General features: G+C 26.0%; 23 protein-coding genes and 1 pseudogene. 14 read left to right on the plus strand and 10 right to left on the minus strand.

Annotation, left to right across the window (positions count from 1 at the left end):
- Positions 1 to 539 precede the first annotated feature (539 nt).
- Positions 540 to 1,778: pseudogene (locus ABWV63_RS09930) on the plus strand (IS256 family transposase).
- On the opposite strand, the gene ABWV63_RS09935 reads toward ABWV63_RS09930, so the two are convergent.
- The 5 genes from ABWV63_RS09935 to ABWV63_RS09955 all read right to left on the minus strand — a co-directional run bounded on the left by ABWV63_RS09935 (position 1,765) and on the right by ABWV63_RS09955 (position 4,729).
- Entirely contained in the window at positions 1,765 to 2,772 is a 1,008-nt protein-coding gene (locus ABWV63_RS09935; RefSeq protein ID WP_353306220.1) for an IS256 family transposase, read from the minus strand. The pseudogene ABWV63_RS09930 and the gene ABWV63_RS09935 overlap by 14 nt on opposite strands.
- 57 nt (positions 2,773 to 2,829) lie before the next feature.
- Positions 2,830 to 3,159, minus strand: a complete 330-nt coding sequence (locus ABWV63_RS09940; protein ID WP_353306221.1) for a transposase — start codon at positions 3,157 to 3,159, stop codon at positions 2,830 to 2,832.
- A gap of 195 nt (positions 3,160 to 3,354) precedes the next feature.
- Complete coding sequence (locus ABWV63_RS09945; protein WP_353306222.1) at positions 3,355 to 3,765, minus strand: transposase family protein; 411 nt, start codon at positions 3,763 to 3,765, stop codon at positions 3,355 to 3,357.
- 3 nt (positions 3,766 to 3,768) lie between these two features.
- A complete protein-coding gene (locus ABWV63_RS09950; protein WP_353305692.1) occupies positions 3,769 to 4,206 on the minus strand; it encodes a transposase family protein in 438 nt (145 codons plus the stop codon).
- Between the two features lie 82 nt (positions 4,207 to 4,288).
- The gene (locus tag ABWV63_RS09955; protein ID WP_353306223.1) at positions 4,289 to 4,729 is read right to left on the minus strand and encodes an IS630 transposase-related protein; all 441 of its coding nucleotides are present in this window, start codon (positions 4,727 to 4,729) and stop codon (positions 4,289 to 4,291) included.
- Between the two features lie 870 nt (positions 4,730 to 5,599).
- Here ABWV63_RS09955 and ABWV63_RS09960 point away from each other — a divergent pair.
- The 5 genes from ABWV63_RS09960 (at position 5,600) to ABWV63_RS09980 (ending at position 9,532) form a co-directional block, all read left to right on the plus strand.
- Positions 5,600 to 5,797, plus strand: coding sequence for a hypothetical protein (locus ABWV63_RS09960; protein ID WP_353306224.1), 198 nt, complete (start codon positions 5,600 to 5,602; stop codon positions 5,795 to 5,797).
- Positions 5,798 to 5,920: 123 nt separating this feature from the next.
- The gene (locus ABWV63_RS09965; RefSeq protein WP_353306225.1) at positions 5,921 to 6,328 is read left to right on the plus strand and encodes a hypothetical protein; all 408 of its coding nucleotides are present in this window, start codon (positions 5,921 to 5,923) and stop codon (positions 6,326 to 6,328) included.
- Positions 6,329 to 6,339: 11 nt separating this feature from the next.
- Entirely contained in the window at positions 6,340 to 6,666 is a 327-nt protein-coding gene (locus ABWV63_RS09970) for a transposase (RefSeq protein WP_353306226.1), read from the plus strand.
- Between the two features lie 317 nt (positions 6,667 to 6,983).
- The gene (locus ABWV63_RS09975; RefSeq protein ID WP_353306227.1) at positions 6,984 to 7,529 is read left to right on the plus strand and encodes an IS1595 family transposase; all 546 of its coding nucleotides are present in this window, start codon (positions 6,984 to 6,986) and stop codon (positions 7,527 to 7,529) included.
- Between the two features lie 383 nt (positions 7,530 to 7,912).
- Positions 7,913 to 9,532, plus strand: a complete 1,620-nt coding sequence (locus ABWV63_RS09980) for an MATE family efflux transporter (RefSeq protein ID WP_353306228.1) — start codon at positions 7,913 to 7,915, stop codon at positions 9,530 to 9,532.
- Between the two features lie 150 nt (positions 9,533 to 9,682).
- Here the strand turns inward: ABWV63_RS09980 and ABWV63_RS09985 are convergent, their stop codons facing one another.
- Positions 9,683 to 9,997 carry an HU family DNA-binding protein gene (locus ABWV63_RS09985; RefSeq protein WP_342254100.1) on the minus strand — a complete coding sequence of 105 codons (315 nt, stop codon included), beginning with the start codon at positions 9,995 to 9,997 and terminating at the stop codon, positions 9,683 to 9,685.
- Positions 9,998 to 10,225: 228 nt separating this feature from the next.
- On the opposite strand from ABWV63_RS09985, the gene ABWV63_RS09990 reads away from it, so the two are divergent.
- The gene (locus tag ABWV63_RS09990) at positions 10,226 to 10,474 is read left to right on the plus strand and encodes a hypothetical protein (RefSeq protein WP_353306229.1); all 249 of its coding nucleotides are present in this window, start codon (positions 10,226 to 10,228) and stop codon (positions 10,472 to 10,474) included.
- Between the two features lie 15 nt (positions 10,475 to 10,489).
- Here ABWV63_RS09990 and ABWV63_RS09995 read toward each other — a convergent pair whose 3' ends face one another.
- The 4 genes from ABWV63_RS09995 to ABWV63_RS10010 all read right to left on the minus strand — a co-directional run bounded on the left by ABWV63_RS09995 (position 10,490) and on the right by ABWV63_RS10010 (position 12,531).
- Positions 10,490 to 10,981: an IS630 family transposase gene (locus tag ABWV63_RS09995; RefSeq protein WP_353306230.1), complete on the minus strand. Its 492-nt coding sequence runs from the start codon at positions 10,979 to 10,981 to the stop codon at positions 10,490 to 10,492.
- Between the two features lie 195 nt (positions 10,982 to 11,176).
- The gene (locus ABWV63_RS10000) at positions 11,177 to 11,584 is read right to left on the minus strand and encodes a transposase family protein (RefSeq protein WP_353306231.1); all 408 of its coding nucleotides are present in this window, start codon (positions 11,582 to 11,584) and stop codon (positions 11,177 to 11,179) included.
- Positions 11,585 to 11,591: 7 nt separating this feature from the next.
- Positions 11,592 to 12,029, minus strand: coding sequence for a transposase family protein (locus ABWV63_RS10005; protein ID WP_353306232.1), 438 nt, complete (start codon positions 12,027 to 12,029; stop codon positions 11,592 to 11,594).
- An 82-nt stretch (positions 12,030 to 12,111) separates the two neighbouring features.
- Positions 12,112 to 12,531: an IS630 transposase-related protein gene (locus tag ABWV63_RS10010; RefSeq protein ID WP_353306233.1), complete on the minus strand. Its 420-nt coding sequence runs from the start codon at positions 12,529 to 12,531 to the stop codon at positions 12,112 to 12,114.
- 296 nt (positions 12,532 to 12,827) lie between these two features.
- Between ABWV63_RS10010 and rpsL the strand changes: the two genes are divergently transcribed.
- The 7 genes from rpsL (at position 12,828) to ABWV63_RS10045 (ending at position 18,988) form a co-directional block, all read left to right on the plus strand.
- Positions 12,828 to 13,247 (plus strand): 30S ribosomal protein S12, encoded by a 420-nt coding sequence (gene rpsL / locus ABWV63_RS10015; protein ID WP_353306234.1) that lies wholly within the window; start codon positions 12,828 to 12,830, stop codon positions 13,245 to 13,247.
- 14 nt (positions 13,248 to 13,261) lie between these two features.
- On the plus strand, positions 13,262 to 13,729 hold the full coding sequence (rpsG, locus tag ABWV63_RS10020; protein WP_353306235.1) for a 30S ribosomal protein S7: 468 nt from the start codon (positions 13,262 to 13,264) through the stop codon (positions 13,727 to 13,729).
- Between the two features lie 15 nt (positions 13,730 to 13,744).
- Entirely contained in the window at positions 13,745 to 15,847 is a 2,103-nt protein-coding gene (fusA, locus tag ABWV63_RS10025) for an elongation factor G (protein ID WP_353306236.1), read from the plus strand.
- A 103-nt stretch (positions 15,848 to 15,950) separates the two neighbouring features.
- Entirely contained in the window at positions 15,951 to 17,207 is a 1,257-nt protein-coding gene (tuf, locus tag ABWV63_RS10030) for an elongation factor Tu (RefSeq protein ID WP_353306237.1), read from the plus strand.
- A 102-nt stretch (positions 17,208 to 17,309) separates the two neighbouring features.
- A complete protein-coding gene (locus tag ABWV63_RS10035) occupies positions 17,310 to 17,957 on the plus strand; it encodes a nitroreductase family protein (protein ID WP_353306238.1) in 648 nt (215 codons plus the stop codon).
- A gap of 22 nt (positions 17,958 to 17,979) precedes the next feature.
- Positions 17,980 to 18,294, plus strand: coding sequence for a hypothetical protein (locus ABWV63_RS10040; protein ID WP_353306239.1), 315 nt, complete (start codon positions 17,980 to 17,982; stop codon positions 18,292 to 18,294).
- A gap of 196 nt (positions 18,295 to 18,490) precedes the next feature.
- Positions 18,491 to 18,988, plus strand: coding sequence for an IS1595 family transposase (locus tag ABWV63_RS10045; RefSeq protein ID WP_353307249.1), 498 nt, complete (start codon positions 18,491 to 18,493; stop codon positions 18,986 to 18,988).
- The last annotated feature ends 7 nt before the right edge of the window (positions 18,989 to 18,995 follow it).

Consider the following 18,995-nt stretch of genomic DNA (forward strand, 5'->3'; position numbering starts at 1 on the left):
TGTATGACAAAAAAATATTTAAGTAGTGAGTGACTTATCAATATAAGTAACACAAATAAGTATAATTTAAAAAAAACATTATTTACTTGAATAACTTTTTCTTTGAACAAAATTTAAGATTAAAATTAAAATTTGAACATAATAAAGGGTTTCAATTAGATGGTTATGAATGACATTTAAGATTTATAACTGCTATTATTATTATAAAACTTATTAGTAAAGATAAAAAAATTCTCTTAACTAATGATAAATTCCTAACCTATAGCTAACTAAAGTAATGTTTACTCATATCTTGAAAAACAAAATCAATCGCTTTTTTAATATTTGGTCAATAATTTGGTAATATTTTTCTTATATTATGTTTTATAGCAAATCAAAAATGTTCAATTCGATTTAAATTAGGAGAATATGGCGGAAGAAATAATAGTTTGCATCCAGCATTTTCGGTAATGTTTAGTAATCTGTGTAACTTACAAAAATAACTATGTTTAATTAATTATAGTAAATAAAATTAAATAACTAGAAAGAGTGAGTCACTTATGTCTAAAAAACAAAATATTAATAATAATGATCCAATATCAAAAGCAGTAGATTTATTATTAGAAAATACTGAAGATTTAACAACAGTTTTTAAAGGGGGAGGTTTATATAAAGAATTAACAAAAAGATTAGTTGAAAAAATGTTGAATTCTGAAATGCAAAATTATTTAGGATATGAAAAAAATCAACATAATACTAGTGAAAATGCTCGTAATGGTATAAATTCAAAAAAATTAATAACTCAACAAGGTAAAATTGAGATTAATGTACCACGAGATCGTAATAGTAATTTTGAGCCAGTAATAGTTGCAAAAAGACAAAGAAGATTTGATGGTTTTGATCAACAAGTTCTTTCATTATATGCCAAAGGCATGACTTTATCAGATATTAGAATGCAGTTACAAGAGTTATATCATGGTGCTGATATTAGTGAAAGTGTTATTAGTCAAATTACTGATGATGTTATTGATGATGTTAAAGCATGACAAAATCGGCCATTAGAAAGTTTTTATCCGATTGTTTATTTTGATTGTATAGTAGTTAAAGTACGACAAGATAAACTCATTATTAACAAATCAGTTTATATAGCACTAGGAGTTGATTTAGAAGGTAAAAAAGATGTTTTAGGCTTATGAATTAGTGAAAATGAAGGTTCTAAGTTTTGATTATCTAATTTCACAGAAATGAAAAATCGAGGCTTAAATGATATTCTTATTGCTTGTAGTGACAATTTAACAGAAATGTCAGAAGCGATACAATCAGTTTATCCTAAAACCAAACATCAATTATGCATAGTCCATCAAATTAGAAATAGTTTAAAATATGTTTCATACAAACATAGAAAATCGCTAGTTACAGATTTAAAACCAATTTATAGTGCATGTAGTGAATAACAAGCAATGCAAGCTTTAGAATCTTTTGAAAGTAAATGAAATAAACAATATCCTCAAATTGCTAAATCATGATATAAAAATTGAGATAATTTAATGGTTTTTATTAGTTATCCTGCAGAAATCAAAAGAGTGATTTATACAACAAATGCTATTGAATCTGTTAATAGTCAATTACGAAAAGTTATTAGAAATAAAAAATTTTTTCCAAATGATATGGCAGTTTTTAAAATATTTTACTTAGCAATTGAAAATATAACAAAAAAATGAACACTTCCCATTCAAAATTGAAATACAGAAATTGCTCATTTTATGATAAAATTTGAAGATATAATTAATCTAAACTAGTAACTTTGTAAAAAGATACACAGATTTTTAAAAATCCTCCAATTTGAGGATATTGTTTATTTCATTTACTTTCAAAAGATTCTAAAGCTTGCATTGCTTGTTCTTCACTACATGCACTATAAATTGGTTTTAAATCTGTAACTAGTGATTTTCTATGTTTGTATGAAACATATTTTAAACTATTTCTAATTTGATGAACTATGCATAATTGATGTTTGGTTTTAGGATAAACTGATTGTATCGCTTCTGACATTCCTGTTAAATTGTCACTACAAGCAATAAGAATATCATTTAAGCCTCGATTTTTCATTTCTGTGAAATTAGATAATCAAAACTTAGAACCTTCATTTTCACTAATTCATAAACCTAAAATATCTTTTTTACCTTCTAAATCAACTCCTAGTGCTATATAAACTGATTTGTTAATAATGCGTTTATCTTGTCGAACTTTAACTACTATAAAATCAAAATAAACAATCGGATAAACACTTTCTAATGGCCGATTTTGTCATGCTTTAACATCATCAATAACATCATCAGTAATTTGACTAATAACACTTTCGCTAATATCAGCACCATGATATAACTCTTGTAACTGCATTCTAATATCTGATAAAGTCATGCCTTTGGCATATAATGAAAGAACTTGTTGATCAAAACCATCAAATCTTCTTTGTCTTTTTGCAACTATTACTGTCTCAAAATTACTATTACGATCTCGTGGTACATTAATCTCAATTTTACCTTGTTGAGTTATTAATTTTTTTGAATTTATACCATTGCGAGCATTTTCACTATTATTATGTTGATTTTTTTCATATCCTAAATAATTTTGCGTTTCAGAATTCAACATTTTTTCAACTAATCTTTTTGTTAATTCTTTATATAAACCTCCCCCTTTAAAAACTGTTGTTAAATCTTCAGTATTTTCTAATAATAAATCTACTGCTTTTGATATTGGATCATTATTATTAATATTTTGTTTTTTAGACATAAGTGACTCACTCTTTCTAGTTATTTAATTTTATTTACTATAATTAATTAAACATAGTTATTTTTGTAAGTTACACAGATTACTAAACATTACCATTAATTGTTGTGTTAATTTAGATTTATGAAACGTTGCATTATCTAAAACTATAATTTGTCCACGCTTTAATACTACAATTAGTATATTTTTTACATATGATTCAAAAATTTTACTGTTGCAATGTCCTTCAAATGCTCATAGGGCTTTTAATTTACCTTTATTTAGTGAACGAATTATACTCATTATTTTTATTTTATATGCGGGTTTATTATCAAATAATCTTTTACCTTTTTCAGATCAACCATATTTATAAAATTCATTATCATCAATTCCAGATTCATCAATAGACATATTCCGTAAATAAATTTAATCAATTGTCAATAATAATATTTATAAATTTTTTAGTGTTAATAATTATAGAAGTTAATATTTTTAAAAAAATACTTTAAAAATAAATTTATATTTCAAACACAAAAATTGTTAATATTATTTTTATATTAACTTGATAAAAATTTAAATTTTTAAAAAAATATTAAAAATATTTTTTTATTTTAATGGTTTTGTTTTATTAAAAATTTCACAAAGTAAGTTAAATCTTAAGTACATAAGTCTAAATATACTTTTTCTACATTTATTTATTAAAATTTTGAATCTTTTTAATCAAGCAAAAACATGTTCAACTTTAATTCTAATTTTTGAAATAATTTTATTGTAGATTTTTTCTTGTTTAGTTAATTTTTTATTTTTAGTTTTTTTAATTGGTAATATAGTATTTTTATAAATATTTTGTATTCCTTGATATCCAAAATCACCAATAATTATTGTTTTTTCTGAAAATTCAAGATTTGAATTTTTTAATATTTGAAAATCATGTACTTTTCCATTATCAGCAAAAATATCAACAATTTTTTTATTAAAAAGTCATATATAATTTGAAATTTTATAGAAAACATTCAACTTTTACCAGAAAAATATTCTAACTGTAGTTTTTTTAGTTGGTCTTTCAATTTCAATTTCAGTTGAATCAATTAAATAAAATTGAAATTCATTTAAATCTTCTTGTTTTTTCTCAATTTTTGATTTATATTTTGTTTTTAAAAACTGATAATCTTTGTCATCACTAAGTTTATTTTCTACTCAAGTAATATTTCGAAAACAACTTGATGCACTCATTTTATATTTAATACTCATTTGGAAAAAAGTATAATATTCTTTTCAGTATACTAAAGTCATCATCAATCTTTCTTCAACTGAAAGTTTATATTTTCTACCTTTAGTTTTTTTTAAATTTTCTATTTCAATTAATTTTGTTAACATTTCATCAAAATGAAAACGTTTTATACCAAAATATCTATAAAATTGTTCATTTTTTAATTTTTTTAAATTTTCAAAATTCATTTTTATCAAAACCTTATTAATTTATTAATAAAGAAATTATAAAATAAATTTTAAATTATTAATTGACTTTTAAAAAATTTATTTACGGAATATGTCTAATATATAATACTGAATCTTCATTCATTATTTTAGCTATTTCTTTTAAAAAATCTTCTTGTTTATTTTTATCTCTTTGTTCATATAGAAAAGTTTTTTTATATGTATAATTTAGTTTTTTGAAATAGTTATAAACTGTTTCTTTAGTCACATCATCAAATTTTTCAATTACTTTTTGAACTGTAACATCTTTATTTTGCGCTAAATAATTTTTTAATTCATCTAAATCCTTTATTTTGTGGCTATGTTTTTTTTGATAATTCAAAATTGGTTTTATATGCCCAGTTTCTTTTTTTCTTTTTCTTCATAAGAATAAAGTCTTTCTAGTAATATTGAACACTTTACAAATTTCTTTAATTTTCATTTTTTTACTTTCATAGGCTTCTATTACTTTTCTTCGTAAGTCTTCACTGTATGGTTTTGGCATAATTTAATCTTTCTAATATATTTTAAATATTGCTGAATTGTACTTTTAAATTCAAAAACTGTTTAAATTACATATTATTATTTTACATTATTTATGAGTAAACATTACTTTAGTTAGCTATATTATGGAAATTTTGTAAGCTTTATTTTTATTTATTCCTTTTATTATGTTAAATATTAATTATAATAAAATTTTAGCCTTTTTATTTCATGGTACTACTTTTATTTTATTTTTCCATATTGCTTTTAATAAAGTAATTAGTGTTTAATTTATGACATGTTTATTATTGCGCTTAATATTTGGATTAAATGTTGCTAGAAGAGCAGTGGAGTTTGTAAATAATAATTTTTTTGTTACTATAATTTACTAATTTGTTAAGATGTCAATTTTAATTTTCTTTTGTGCTTTTTTATCAAGACAGTATGTAAAACTATTTAAATTTAAAGTATTTGCTATAGAAAAAAAAGAAAGCAATTATTCATTAAATTATTATAATTAATCTTTTTCTCTTATAATAAAATAATTATTATCTTTTAATTATTAGCGATTTTCCTCATTTTATAATCAACCATCTTTATTTGAAAAAATAAGTTAGCAGTTGGTTTTGCTGTTAATTATTTTAGTGATGAAGAAGGAAAAGTAGCAGCAGATGATGAAGAACAGGTTGCTGGTGATATTTAAGTTAAAATTACAGCAGATGTTAATGATTCTTATTGAGCAGGAACAACAGACATTTTGAAAGTAACTTTAACAGATAAGCGTTCTGATTTAAACACAATTAAGGATTTATCAGGAATGGATCCAATTATTGTTAATCCTAATTTAACATATTAACAAATTAATAAGAATGTTATTAATACTTCTAATCAATTGAAGAGTGGTCCTTTAACTGGTAATTTTACTATTCACTATTTTAGTGATAAATTTGCTAAACATGTAATTAATAACTATTATCAACAAGTTGGTACGGTTTATGTTATTATTACTCCTGATTTTCATACAGGAACTAAGCGAAAAACTAATAAAATACCAATTGTTTTTTCAATTGGAAGTAATGATAGTTTTTAAATAAAAATAGGAAATTATCGCCACATGTACTAGTGTCGAGGAAAAAATGAATTGAAATAATTTTTCAATAGCATATTTCAAAATGAAAACGATTGTTTAAAATATATAGCGAAGTTGAAAGTAATGAAATGTATCAGGTGTGCTTCTTCTAGTTTGAATGTTTCTGATTTGAGAAGAATAAGATGTTTGAAATGTCATCAAACATTTAGTATTCTTCATGAAACCATTTTTCACAAGTCACAAACACCTTTGACATCTTGGTTTTATCTCATCTTTAGATGAATAAACACAAAGCATGGTATACCATCAACAGATGTTGCAAGGGAATTGGGTGTGACATATAAAACAGCTTGAAGAATGGGTCATGAACTCAGAACTAGAATTTGGAATCAAGATGCAGGGTTCATTGATGATGGCACAGCACAGATGGATGAAACGTATCTTTCACATGTAGGTTTTAAAAAACAAGGAAGATCCTTGTTGAATAAACCTTGATTGTTGGAGTTTATGAGAAAACCAGCAACAAACTAATTGTGAAAGTATTGAAAAAATCAGATGAGAAAAACCTTTTATGATTTGCATTGAAAAACATTTCTACTGGGTGTTGTCTATTTACGGATTCTTGGAAGGGATATGGAAGTTTCAAAAACTTCTATCACAAACATGAAATCGTAAATCATGAAGTTGGGTATGTGTCATCAACAGGTGTAAACACAAACCAGATTGAATCTGAATGAAAACATATCCGGCGAACTTTCCGAACACACATAAAAGTTTCAAAACATAATATTCATTTATATGCCAAAGAAGCTGCATATAAATTCAATAAGATACCTATTTTTGAAACTATAATTTTGTGTTTGATTTAGATACATGTGGGGATAATTTCCTAGATAGGCTTTTATCTCCATTTATGTGATAAAATTTAAAAATAGTACATAAAGGGATAAAAGCCTAAAAATAAATTAAAGAGATTATTTTTAAATATTTATTTATTATTAGGTTATAATGTAATTATATTTTTTATAAAAATTTATATTTTAATTCAGACTTCTCCCTGCATGTACTTATGGAGGAAACAATGACACCGAATGAATTCATCAATGCTTTTCAAACTGAACAGCAATGTCTTGCATATATAGCAAATTTGAAAGAAAACAAATGTATTAGGTGTTTTAGTTTTAATTTGAATACTTCTGATTTAAAAAGAATGAGATGTTTGAAATGTAATAAAACATTTAGCATTATCACAGGCACCATTTTTTCAAGGTCACAAACATCTTTAACATCTTGTTTTTATCTTATCTTTAAATGAATAAACACCAAACATGGAATTCCATCAAAAGATGTTGCAAAATTATTGGGTGTTACATATAAAACAGTTTGAAGAATGGGTCATGAAATCAGAACACGTATTGCAAAATGAAAACCTCAATTTATTGTTGAAGGTACAGTACAAATTGATGAAATGTATCTTTCACATATGGGTTTTAAAAAACAAGGAAGATCCTTGGTTAATAAAACATTGATTATTGGAATTTATCAAAAAACAACCAATAATTTAATTGTAAAAGTATTGAAAAACGCAAAGAGTAAAAATCTTTTGCAGTTTGCAAGAAACCACATTTCTTCAAAATGTCTTTTATATACTGATTATTGAAAAGGATATTGCGATTTTAAATCAGTTTTTACTAAGCATGAAACAGTTAACCATCAAGATGGCTATGTTTAAAAAACTGGTGTAAATACGAACCAAATTGAATCAGTTTGAAAACATATAAGAAGAGCATTTAAAACACATATCAAAGTTGCAAAACATCATGTTCATTTATATGCTAAATAAGCTGCATATAAATTCAACAAGATACCTAGTTTTGAAACTGTAATGCTATGTTTGATTTAAAAATGTGAGGAGAAGTCCGTAGATAGGCTTTTCTCAGCATTTATGTGATAAAATTTAAAAATAGTATATAAAGGAAGAAAAACCTTTTAATTTTTTTCTTCTAAAATTTTTTAAAATACTAAACATATTTTTTATTTGTGACAGCAATAGATATTTTAGTTATGAACTTTTATAATATTAATTAGATTAATTTTGTTAGAAAGGATAATATTATGGAAAAAGAAAATCTTGCTAAAGTTACTCTCAATAAACGAACAGAAAGAAATTCAATAAACAAGTTGAAAATACAAGCTATTTTTAGCACGGCAAATCCATGAAAAGCAATCTTTATTATGGTCACACCACCTTTAATTGCTGTAATTATTTTTTCTACTTATCAAATTTTTGATAAATGAATTGCTACACAATGAGGTGGACAAAGTATTATTGATCGTTATAATAATTATCAAAATTCAGGAATAATGATAACTGCTGAACAAGCATTAAAAATTATTAATATCGCTACTGCTTATGCTGCTGTTCCTTCTTCAATGATGGTTTCCTTTGCTTTAATGGTCGCAACTGGAACAGGTATTAAGTTTTCGATTGCATATGGTCAAAATAAACGAGAACAAATGTCAGAATATTTAGGAAATGGATTTTTATTATCTTTTTTAGTTTCTATTGTTCTTATGATCATTATGTATTTTAGTTGTCAGAGTATTATTGAATTTCAAGTTGGAAGTGATGCTGGAAGTAATCCAATAATTAGGGAAATAATAATTAAAGAAGCAGTTAGATTTTCGCAAATTTTAATTATTGCTACACCATTACTTTTTTTTGCTTATTTTTTAGTTTCATTATTACGTAGTGAAGGAATGATGTTATGAACAATTTTAATTAATGTTACGGCTTGTTTAGTAAATATATCTTTAGATTTTATTTTTGTTATTCCTGGTAAATTAGGAATGGAAGGCACTGCATATGCAACTATTATTGCTTGAGCAAGCATTAATTTATTTTCAATAGGTATTATTTGATATAGTGCCGATAATTTAAGATTTAAAGTAGCGCACTTAAAACTTAAATGAGTAATAGTAACGGGCATTTTATTAATTGGCGCAACTTCTTTATTACAAAATATTGCCCAAAGTATTTTGGCAATGGTTACTACTAAAATTTTAAATACATTGCCACCTCCAGACTATCATGGTGGAGGAAGCACTGGTATTCCAGTTTTTGTTCAATTATATGGCGGTATTATGCCTTGGTTAATTTTAATTAATGCACCTATTATTGGAATTACGCAGGGAGCGAGAGCATTAATTGGCTATGTTTATGGTTCAAAGGACTTTAGTCGTGTTTGACAATTGATGTGACGTTTAACTTTATTACTTTTATTGTTGCTAATTGCTTCAGTATTATTATTAGTAATAGCGGGGCAATATATGATGCATTTCTTTGGCGTAGATTTAGAAATGGCAAGATTTTTTAAAGTTTATATTATTATGCAGTTTGCTTTTTATCCATTAGCTACACTACATTATGTTGCTGTTATTTTCTATCAATCAATTAATCGTGGTAAATTGTCATTATTTGCTAGTTTACAACGAACAATTATAATGCCAATTGTTTGTTTAAGTTTAGGATATTATGTTGCACATGTTTCTCATAATGGTTTTTATTTTTATTTATTTCTTGGCTTTATTGATTTATTTGCTACTTTTATATTATTACCATTATTAATTTATACATTTTGAAAATCTAAACCATTTATTCATACAACTAAAGATAAAAAAACGCAAATATCTAATTTAACAGAAAAAAAAGCGCTTAATAAAAATATATCTTAATATTAATATATGAAGAAAATAAAAAATACTCATTTAAAACAGAGTATTTTTTTTAATTATTTAAGATTAAAAAAGGTTGTTAATTTTACAAATTAAAAGGAATTAATATACAATCTATATTTGATTGAAGTCATTCCTAAAATAAAATATTTATTTACCTTCATTAACTCTTTTTTTTAATGCTTTACAAGAATTAAATTTAACTACTCGCTTTCTAGGAATAGCCATCGGTTCTGAATTTTGTGGATTTACTCCCGGTCGAGCTTTGCGGTATTTAATAGTAAAAGTCCCAAAGTTACGTAGTGTTACTTTTTCTCCTTTAATTAAAGCAGTAGCAATTTTATCTAAGATAAATTCTAACACTTCTTTGTATTCTTTTTCTGATAATTCTAATTTTTTTTGTACAGCTCGTGCTATCTGACTTTTTTGCATAAAATTTTCAATCCTTTCTTCACCAATTACCATAAGTATGCTATAAAAAAATGGCTTAAATGATAATTATTATTATATAATATTTTTTAAAAAAACCTTATTTAATGAAAATTAAAGACTAGTAAAAAAATAAGATTTGAATATATAAATTTATATGTTAATTAATAAGTGCAAAGGAAAAAAATCTTTACATTCATTTTCTTGTATGTTAAAATTAAAAAAATAAGTAACTACCTATTTCGGAGGTACTAAGATATGCAAATGAAAAATTTATTAAGACTTATGGGTGCATTAAGTCTAACAACAGTAGTTACTACTTCAGTTGTAGCTTGTGGTGAACAAGTTGCTAAGCAAGATATTAAAGATGTTAAAGTTGATGAACTTAAAACAGCAGTAGATAGTGAAAAAACTTTTGATGAATTAAATACTAATAAAGAGATTACTGATGCAGTTGCAGCACAAGGTGATAAAATTTCAGGAACATTTAAATTTACAGATAATATTGCATAAATAATTAATATATAGCTAACTAAAGTAATGTTTACTCATATCTTGAAAAACAAAATCAATCGCTTTTTTAATATTTGGTCAATAATTTGGTAATATTTTTCTTATATTATGTTTTATAGCAAATCAAAAATGTTCAATTGGATTTAAATTAGGAGAATATGGTGGAAGAAATAATAGTTTGCATCCAGCATTTTCAATTAATTGTTGTGTTAATTTAGATTTATGAAACGTTGCATTATCTAAAACTATAATTTGTCCAAGCTTTAATACTGGAATTAGTATATTTTTTACATATGATTCAAAAATTTTACTGTTGCAATGTCCTTCAAATGCTCATAGGGCTTTTAATTTACCTTTATTTAGTGAACCAATTATACTCATTCTTTTTATTTTATATGCGGGTTTATTATCAAATAATCTTTTACCTTTTTCAGATCAACCATATTTATAAAATTCATTATCATCAATTCCAGATTCATCAATATATACTAAATCTTCATTAGACATATTCCGTAAATAAATTTAATCAATTGTCAATAATAATATTTATAAATTTTTTAGTGTTAATAATTATAGAAGTTAATATTTTTAAAAAAATACTTTAAAAATAAATTTATATTTCAAACACAAAAATTGTTAATATTATTTTTATATTAACTTGATAAAAATTTAAATTTTTAAAAAAATATTTTTAATATTTTTTTATTTTAATGGTTTTGTTTTATTAAAAATTTCACAAAGTAAGTTAAATCTTAAGTACATAAGTCTAAATATACTTTTTCTACATTTATTTATTAAAATTTTGAATCTTTTTAATCAAGCAAAAACATGTTCAACTTTAATTCTAATTTTTGAAATAATTTTATTGTAGATTTTTTCTTGTTTAGTTAATTTTTTATTTTTAGTTTTTTTAATTGGTAATATAGTATTTTTATAAATATTTTGTATTCCTTGATATCCCAAATCACCAATACTTATTGTTTTTTCTGAAAATTCAAGATTTGAATTTTTTAATATTTGAAAATCATGTACTTTTCCATTATCAGCAAAAATATCAACAATTTTTTTATTAAAAAAGTCATATATAATTTGAAATTTTATAGAAAACATTCAACTTTTACCAGAAAAATATTCTAACTGTAGTTTTTTTAGTTGGTCTTTCAATTTCAATTTCAGTTGAATCAATTAAATAAAATTGAAATTCATTTAAATCTTCTTGTTTTTTCTCAATTTTTGATTTATATTTTGTTTTTAAAAACTGATAATCTTTGTCATCACTAAGTTTATTTTCTACTCAAGTAATATTTCGAAAACAACTTGATGCAATCATTTTATATTTAATACTCATTTGGAAAAAAGTATAATATTCTTTTCAGTATACTAAAGTCATCATCAATCTTTCTTCAACTGAAAGTTTATATTTTCTACCTTTAGTTTTTTTTAAATTTTCTATTTCAATTAATTTTGTTAACATTTCATCAAAATGAAAACGTTTTATACCAAAATATCTATAAAATTGTTCATTTTTTAATTTTTTTAAATTTTCAAAATTCATTTTTATCAACACCTTATTAATTTATTAATAAAGAAATTATAAAATAAATTTTAAATTATTAATTGACTTTTAAAAAATTTATTTACGGAATATGTCTATTCATTATTTTAGCTATTTCTTTTAAAAAATCTTCTTGTTTATTTTTATCTCTTTGTTCATATAGAAAAGTTTTTTTATATGTATAATTTTGTTTTTTGAAATAGTTATAAACTGTTTTTTTATTCATATCACCAAATTTTTCAATTACTTTTTGAACTGTAACATCTTTATTTTGAGCTAAATAATTTTTTAATTCATCTAAATTCTTTATTTTGTGGCTATGTCCTTTTTGATAATTCAAAATTGGTTTTATATGCCCAGTTTCTTTTTTTCTTTTTCTTCATAAGAATAAAGTCTTTCTAGTAGTATTGAACACTTTACAAATTTCTTTAATTTTCATTTTTTTACTTTCATAGGCTTCTATTACTTTTCTTCGTAAGTCTTCACTGTATGGTTTTGGCATAATTTAATCTTTCTAATATATTTTAAATATTGCTGAATTGTACTTTTAAATTCAAAAACTGTTTAAATTACATATTATTATTTTACATTATTTATGAGTAAACATTACTTTAGTTAGCTATATATTATTTTAAAATGACACAATTTAAATTGTGTCATTTTTTTCTAATTATTTTTCAAAATTTATTTGACTATTACTATTAAAAACTGGTATTATACTTATTGGACTAAATTTTGATACACTAGGAATTGTGTATATAATTAATTCTTTAAAATCATAAAGGAGGCTAACAATTAATGCCAACAATGAACCAACTATTACGTAAAGGACGTACAGATAAAAAATACAAATCTAAATCACCGGCGTTAAATGTTTCATATAATTCATTAACAAAAACAACTTCTTCAATTAGCAGTCCGCAAAAAAAAGGTGTAGCGCTTGTAGTTACTACAAGAACACCAAAAAAACCTAACTCAGCTTTAAGAAAAATTGTTCGTGCTCGTTTAACTAACGGTATGGAAGTTACTGCTTATATTTCTGGAGAAGGTCATAATTTGCAAGAACATGCTATTGTTGGAATCCGTGGTGGAAGAGTTAAAGACTTACCTGGAGTTAGATACCATGTTATTCGTGGGTATTCTGATACTGCCGGAGTAGTAAATCGTAATCAAGCTCGTTCTAAATACGGAACTAAAAAACCAAAAGATAAGAAATAAGGAGGTAAAACTAAATGCGTAAAAATCAAGCTATTAAAAGAGAATTAGTTGCTGATCCAATTTATGATTCAAAAATTGTTACTCAATTAATTAACTCCATTATGATTGATGGTAAAAAAAGTGTAGCTCAAAAAATTGTTTATAATTCTTTTAAAATTGTTGGAGAAAAAACCCAACAAGTACCATTAGAAGTATTTGAAAAGGCAATTGCTAATATTACACCACAATTAGAAATTAAAACTCGAAGAATTGGCGGTGCAAACTATCAAGTTCCTATTGAAGTTAGTGCTACTCGTAAGATAACTTTAGCGATTCGTTGATTAGTTTCTTATTCACAAGCAAGATATGGTAATAGTATGCAAGATAAACTTGCGGCTGAGATTATGGATGCTGCTACTGGTAATGGTTCATCAATTAAAAAACGTGATGAAATTCATCGTATGGCTGAAGCTAATAAAGCCTTTGCTCACTATAAATGATAATAAAGGAGAGAGAAAATGGCAGAAAAATCAGGTCGAGAATATTCACTAGAAAATACTAGAAATATTGGAATTATGGCTCATATTGATGCTGGTAAAACTACAACAACAGAAAGAGTTTTATATCATACTGGTAAAATTCATAAAATTGGTGAGGTACATGAAGGTGCAGCAACTATGGACTGAATGGAACAAGAACAAGAACGTGGTATTACTATTACTTCAGCTGCAACAACTGCTGTTTGAATAAATAATCGAATAAATATTATTGATACTCCGGGTCACGTTGATTTTACTGTTGAAGTTGAACGGTCATTAAGAGTTTTAGACGGAGCAGTTGCCGTATTAGACGCGCAAACTGGAGTTGAACCACAAACCGAAACTGTTTGAAATCAAGCAACTAGGTATAATGTACCAAGAATTGTTTTTGCAAATAAAATGGATAAAATTGGGGCTGACTTTGCTCATTCCATTCAAACATTAAAAGATCGTCTTGGTGCTAATGCTCATTCAATTCAATGACCAATTGGTGCAGAAGATGCTTTTGATGGAATTATTGATATAATTGAGATGAAAGCATACCATTTTGATGGTAAACCAAATGAGGATTATAAAGAAATTGCAATCCCTGAAGAACTTAAAGATGTTATTGCAAGTAGACGTGAGGAATTATTAGAAGCACTTTCTCACTTTGATGATGATTTCTTTATGAAATATGCTGAAGGAGAAGTAACTGTTGCTGAAATTAAGACAGTAATTCGTAAAGCGACAATTGCTGCTGAGTTTTTCCCGGTATTATGTGGTAGTGCCTTTAAAAATAAAGGTGTTAAATTAATGTTAGATGCAGTTATTGATTACTTGCCTTCACCATTAGATGTACCTGCAATTAAAGGGATATTACCTGTTTCATCAAAAGAAGTAGAACGTCATTCTAGTGATGAAGAACCTTTCTCAGCGTTAGCATTTAAGATCATGACTGACCCTTTTGTTGGAAGATTAACTTTTTTTAGAGTATATTCGGGAACATTAGAATCTGGTAGTTATGTATTAAACTCAACTAAAGAAAAAAAAGAGCGTGTTGGTCGAATTTTACAAATGCATGCCAATAGTCGTGCCGAAATTAAAAAGGTTTATGCTGGTGACATTGCTGCTATTGTTGGTTTAAAAGATACAACTACTGGTGATACATTATGTGATGAAAAACATGAAGTTATTTTAGAAAAAATGGTATTTCCAGAACCAGTTATTTCATTAGCTCTTGAACCTAAAACAAAAGCTGATCAAGAAAAAATGAGTTTAGGTTTACAAAAACTTGCAGAAGAAGATCCAACATTCCGTGTTTCATCAGACAAAGAAACAGGACAGACAATTATTTCAGGAATGGGAGAACTGCATTTAGACATCTTAACTGATCGTTTAAAACGTGAATTTAAAGTAGCAACTAACATTGGAAATCCGCAAGTTGCTTATCGTGAAACAATTAAAGCAGTTTGTGAGCGCACTGAGGGTAAATATATTCATCAATCAGGTGGTCGCGGCCAATATGGACATGTTATTATTAAATTTGAACCAAATCCAGATAAAGGATTCGAGTTTGTTGATAAAATTGTTGGTGGTAAAGTGCCACGTGAATACATTAAACCAGTACAAGAAGGATTAATTGAATCATTAGCTAATGGTTTAATTGCAGGATATCCAGTTATTGACGTTAAAGCAACATTATATGATGGTTCATTCCACCCTGTTGACTCTTCAGAACGTGCCTTTAATATTGCAGCTTCTAAATCTTTACAAGATAATAAAGATTTATTAAAACCAGTATTATTAGAACCAATTATGAATGTTGAAGTTATTATTCCAGATGAATATTATGGTTCTATTGTTGGTAAAATTTCTGGTAAAAGAGGCACTATCGAAGCAGATGAAATGCGTGGTAATAGTAAAGTTGTTAAAGCTAAAGTGCCCTTATCTGAAATGTTTGGTTATGCTACTGAATTACGTTCAATGACCCAAGGACGAGGAACATATACAATGTCTTTTTCACACTATGAAGAAGCACCAAAATCAGTTGCTGAAGCAGTTGCTGGTAAATATCAAAAAGGAAGAATTACTAAAAAATAAAATAATTTAATTGAAAGTATAATAACTTTACTTTAAAATTATCTTAGTGTTTAATTTAATTAAATAAAAATAAGTATTAATTATTTCCAAGGAGGAAACAAAAATGGCAGAAAAAGAAGTAAAAAAATCAAAGCCTGTATCAACAGGCCCAAAACAAAAATTTGAACGTACAAAACCGCACGTTAATGTTGGAACAATTGGTCACGTTGACCACGGAAAAACAACATTAACTGCTGCAATTACTAGTTATTGTTCAAAACATGAAGCAGATGGATATAAAGGTATGTTTAAGGACTACGCTTCTATCGATGCTGCTCCAGAAGAAAAAGCACGTGGTATTACTATTAATACAGCTCACGTTGAATATGAAACACCAACTCGTCACTATGCACACGTTGACTGTCCAGGTCACGCTGACTACATTAAAAATATGATTACAGGTGCAGCTCAAATGGATGGTTCAGTGTTAGTTGTTTCTGCAACTGATGGTCCAATGCCACAAACACGTGAACACATTCTATTGGCACGTCAAGTTGGGGTTAAAAAAATTGTTGTATTCTTAAATAAGTGTGATATGGAAAGTGTAGACGATGACGTATTAGAACTTGTTGAAATGGAAATTCGTGAATTACTAACTAAGTATGAATTTGAAGGTGATGATACACCGATTATTCGTGGTTCTGCAAGAGGGGCATTAGATGGTAAAAAAGAATGAGAAACAAAAATTAAAGAATTATTAACAGCAATGGATGAATGAATCCCAACACCAAAAAGAGAAGTTGATAAACCAGTATTATTAGCTGTTGAAGATGTTTTCACTATTACTGGACGTGGAACAGTAGCTACCGGGAGAATTGAACGTGGAACTTTAAAAGTTAATGATGAAATTGATATTATTGGTATTAACAAAGGTCTTAAAAAAGTTGTTGTTACTGGTATTGAAATGTTCAGAAAATTATTAGATGAAGCACAAGCTGGTGATAACGTTGGAGTATTATTACGTGGAGTTAAACGTGAAGATATTCAACGTGGACAAGTTATTGCTAAACCAGGATCAGTTACTCCACATACTAAATTTCAAGGTGAAGTTTATATTCTAATTAAAGAAGAAGGTGGACGTCATACTTCATTTAATCCGGGATATCGACCACAATTTTATTTCCGTACAACTGATGTTACAGGAAGTATGGGAAACTTTATTAATAAAGGTGAAAAATCGGAATTAATTATGCCAGGTGATAACGTTACTATTACTGTTGAATTAATTCACCCAGTTGCCCTTGAGAAAGGCACTCAATTCTCAATACGTGAAGGCGGAAGAACTATTGGAGCCGGACAAGTTACTGAGGTTATTGAATAATCACATTTAATCAAAAATCTTTATTCTCTTTTGAGAATAAAGATTTTTGATTAAAAATATTTTAGTAGTAAAATTAATTTATAGAAAAGAGATGACAAATCAATGCCTTATGTTAAAGAACTAGAAAGTCTAATTTTAAATCGTAAATCAATTCGTAATTATTTTCCTAGTAAAGTTATTAGTGATATTAAAATTAACGATATTCTTAACTATGTGCGTCATACCCCATCTTCATATGGTTTAGAACCATGAAAAATTTTAGTTATTAGTAGTTCTAAAATTAAAGCACAATTGCAACCAATCATAAATAATCAACAACAAGTTAGTACTTGTTCACATTTATTTATTTTATTAAGTTATAGTGGTGAAAATTTCAATACTAGTAATCAATGATTTGTTGATACTGTTATGAAAAGACGTAATTTAACAAAACCACAATACGAAATTTATAAATCAACATTTAATAATTTCTTTGATCATGACAAAAAAACACAAATAAATCATTGGGCACAATGTCAAACTTTTATTTTATTACAAAACCTTTTATTATTATTAACTGCTCATGAAATTGATAATGTTGTATTAGGCGGTTTTAATGAACAACAATTATTAACTTACTTAGAATCAAATAAGATTATTGAACCTAATAAGTATCATGTTACAATTTTAGTGTCTGCTGGTTATGGTTATCCATCAAAAACTAAAATTATTAAAAATGAAGTTAGTGAAATCAGTACGCTTATCAAATAAATGTATTAGAAAAGGTATTGCAATGAAAAAATTAAAAATAAATAACTTAGATATTGAATTAAATATTAATGTTATTGGTAAATTTTTAGATAAGATTGAATATCCAATTCTTATTTTTGATTTCGAGGCTTTTCGTAATTTATTACATAAAAAAAAGAACAATTCGTATGCTCATTATTTTGAAAAAATTTTTTCAATTACATTATTAATTATCGGACTTCTCCCCACATTTACTTGTGGAGGAAACAATGACACTGAATGAATTCATCAATGCTTTTCAAACTGAACAGCAATGTCTTGTGTATATAGCAAATTTGAAAGAAAACAAATGTATTAGGTGTTTTAGTTTTAATTTGAATAATTCTGATTTAAAAAGAATGAGATGTTTGAAATGTAATCAAACATTTAGCATTCTCACAGGCACCATTTTTTCAAGGCCACAAACATCTTTAACATCTTGGTTTTATATTATCTTTAAATGAATAAACACCAAACATGGAATTCCATAAACAGATGTTGCAAAAGAATTGGGAGTGACTTTGAAAACTGCCTGAAGAATGAGTCATAAAATCAGAACACGTATTGCAAAACAAAAACCTCAATTTATTGTTGAAGGCACAGTACAAATTGATGAAATGTATCTTTCACATATGGGTTTTAAAAAACAAGGAAGATCCTTGGTGAATAAAACCTTGATTATTGGGATTTATCAAAAAACAACCAATAATTTAATTGTAAAAGTATTGCAAAACGCAAAGAGTAAAAATCTTTTGCAGTTTGCAAGAAACAACATTTCTTCAAAATGTCTTTTATATAATGATTCTTGAAAAAGATATTGCGATTTTAAATCAGTTTTTACTAAGCATGAAACAGTTAACCATCAAGATGGCTATGTTTCAAAAAATGGTGTAAATACCAACCAAATTGAACCAGTTTGAAAACATATAAGAAGAGCATTTAAAACACATATCAAAGTTGCAAAACATCATGTTCATTTATATGCTAAAGAGGCTGCATATATAGCTAACTAAAGTAATG

It is taken from the genome of Spiroplasma ixodetis (assembly GCF_040369795.1).
In the GTDB taxonomy this organism is placed as follows: Bacteria; Bacillota_I; Bacilli_A; order Mycoplasmatales; family VBWQ01; genus Spiroplasma_E; species Spiroplasma_E ixodetis_B.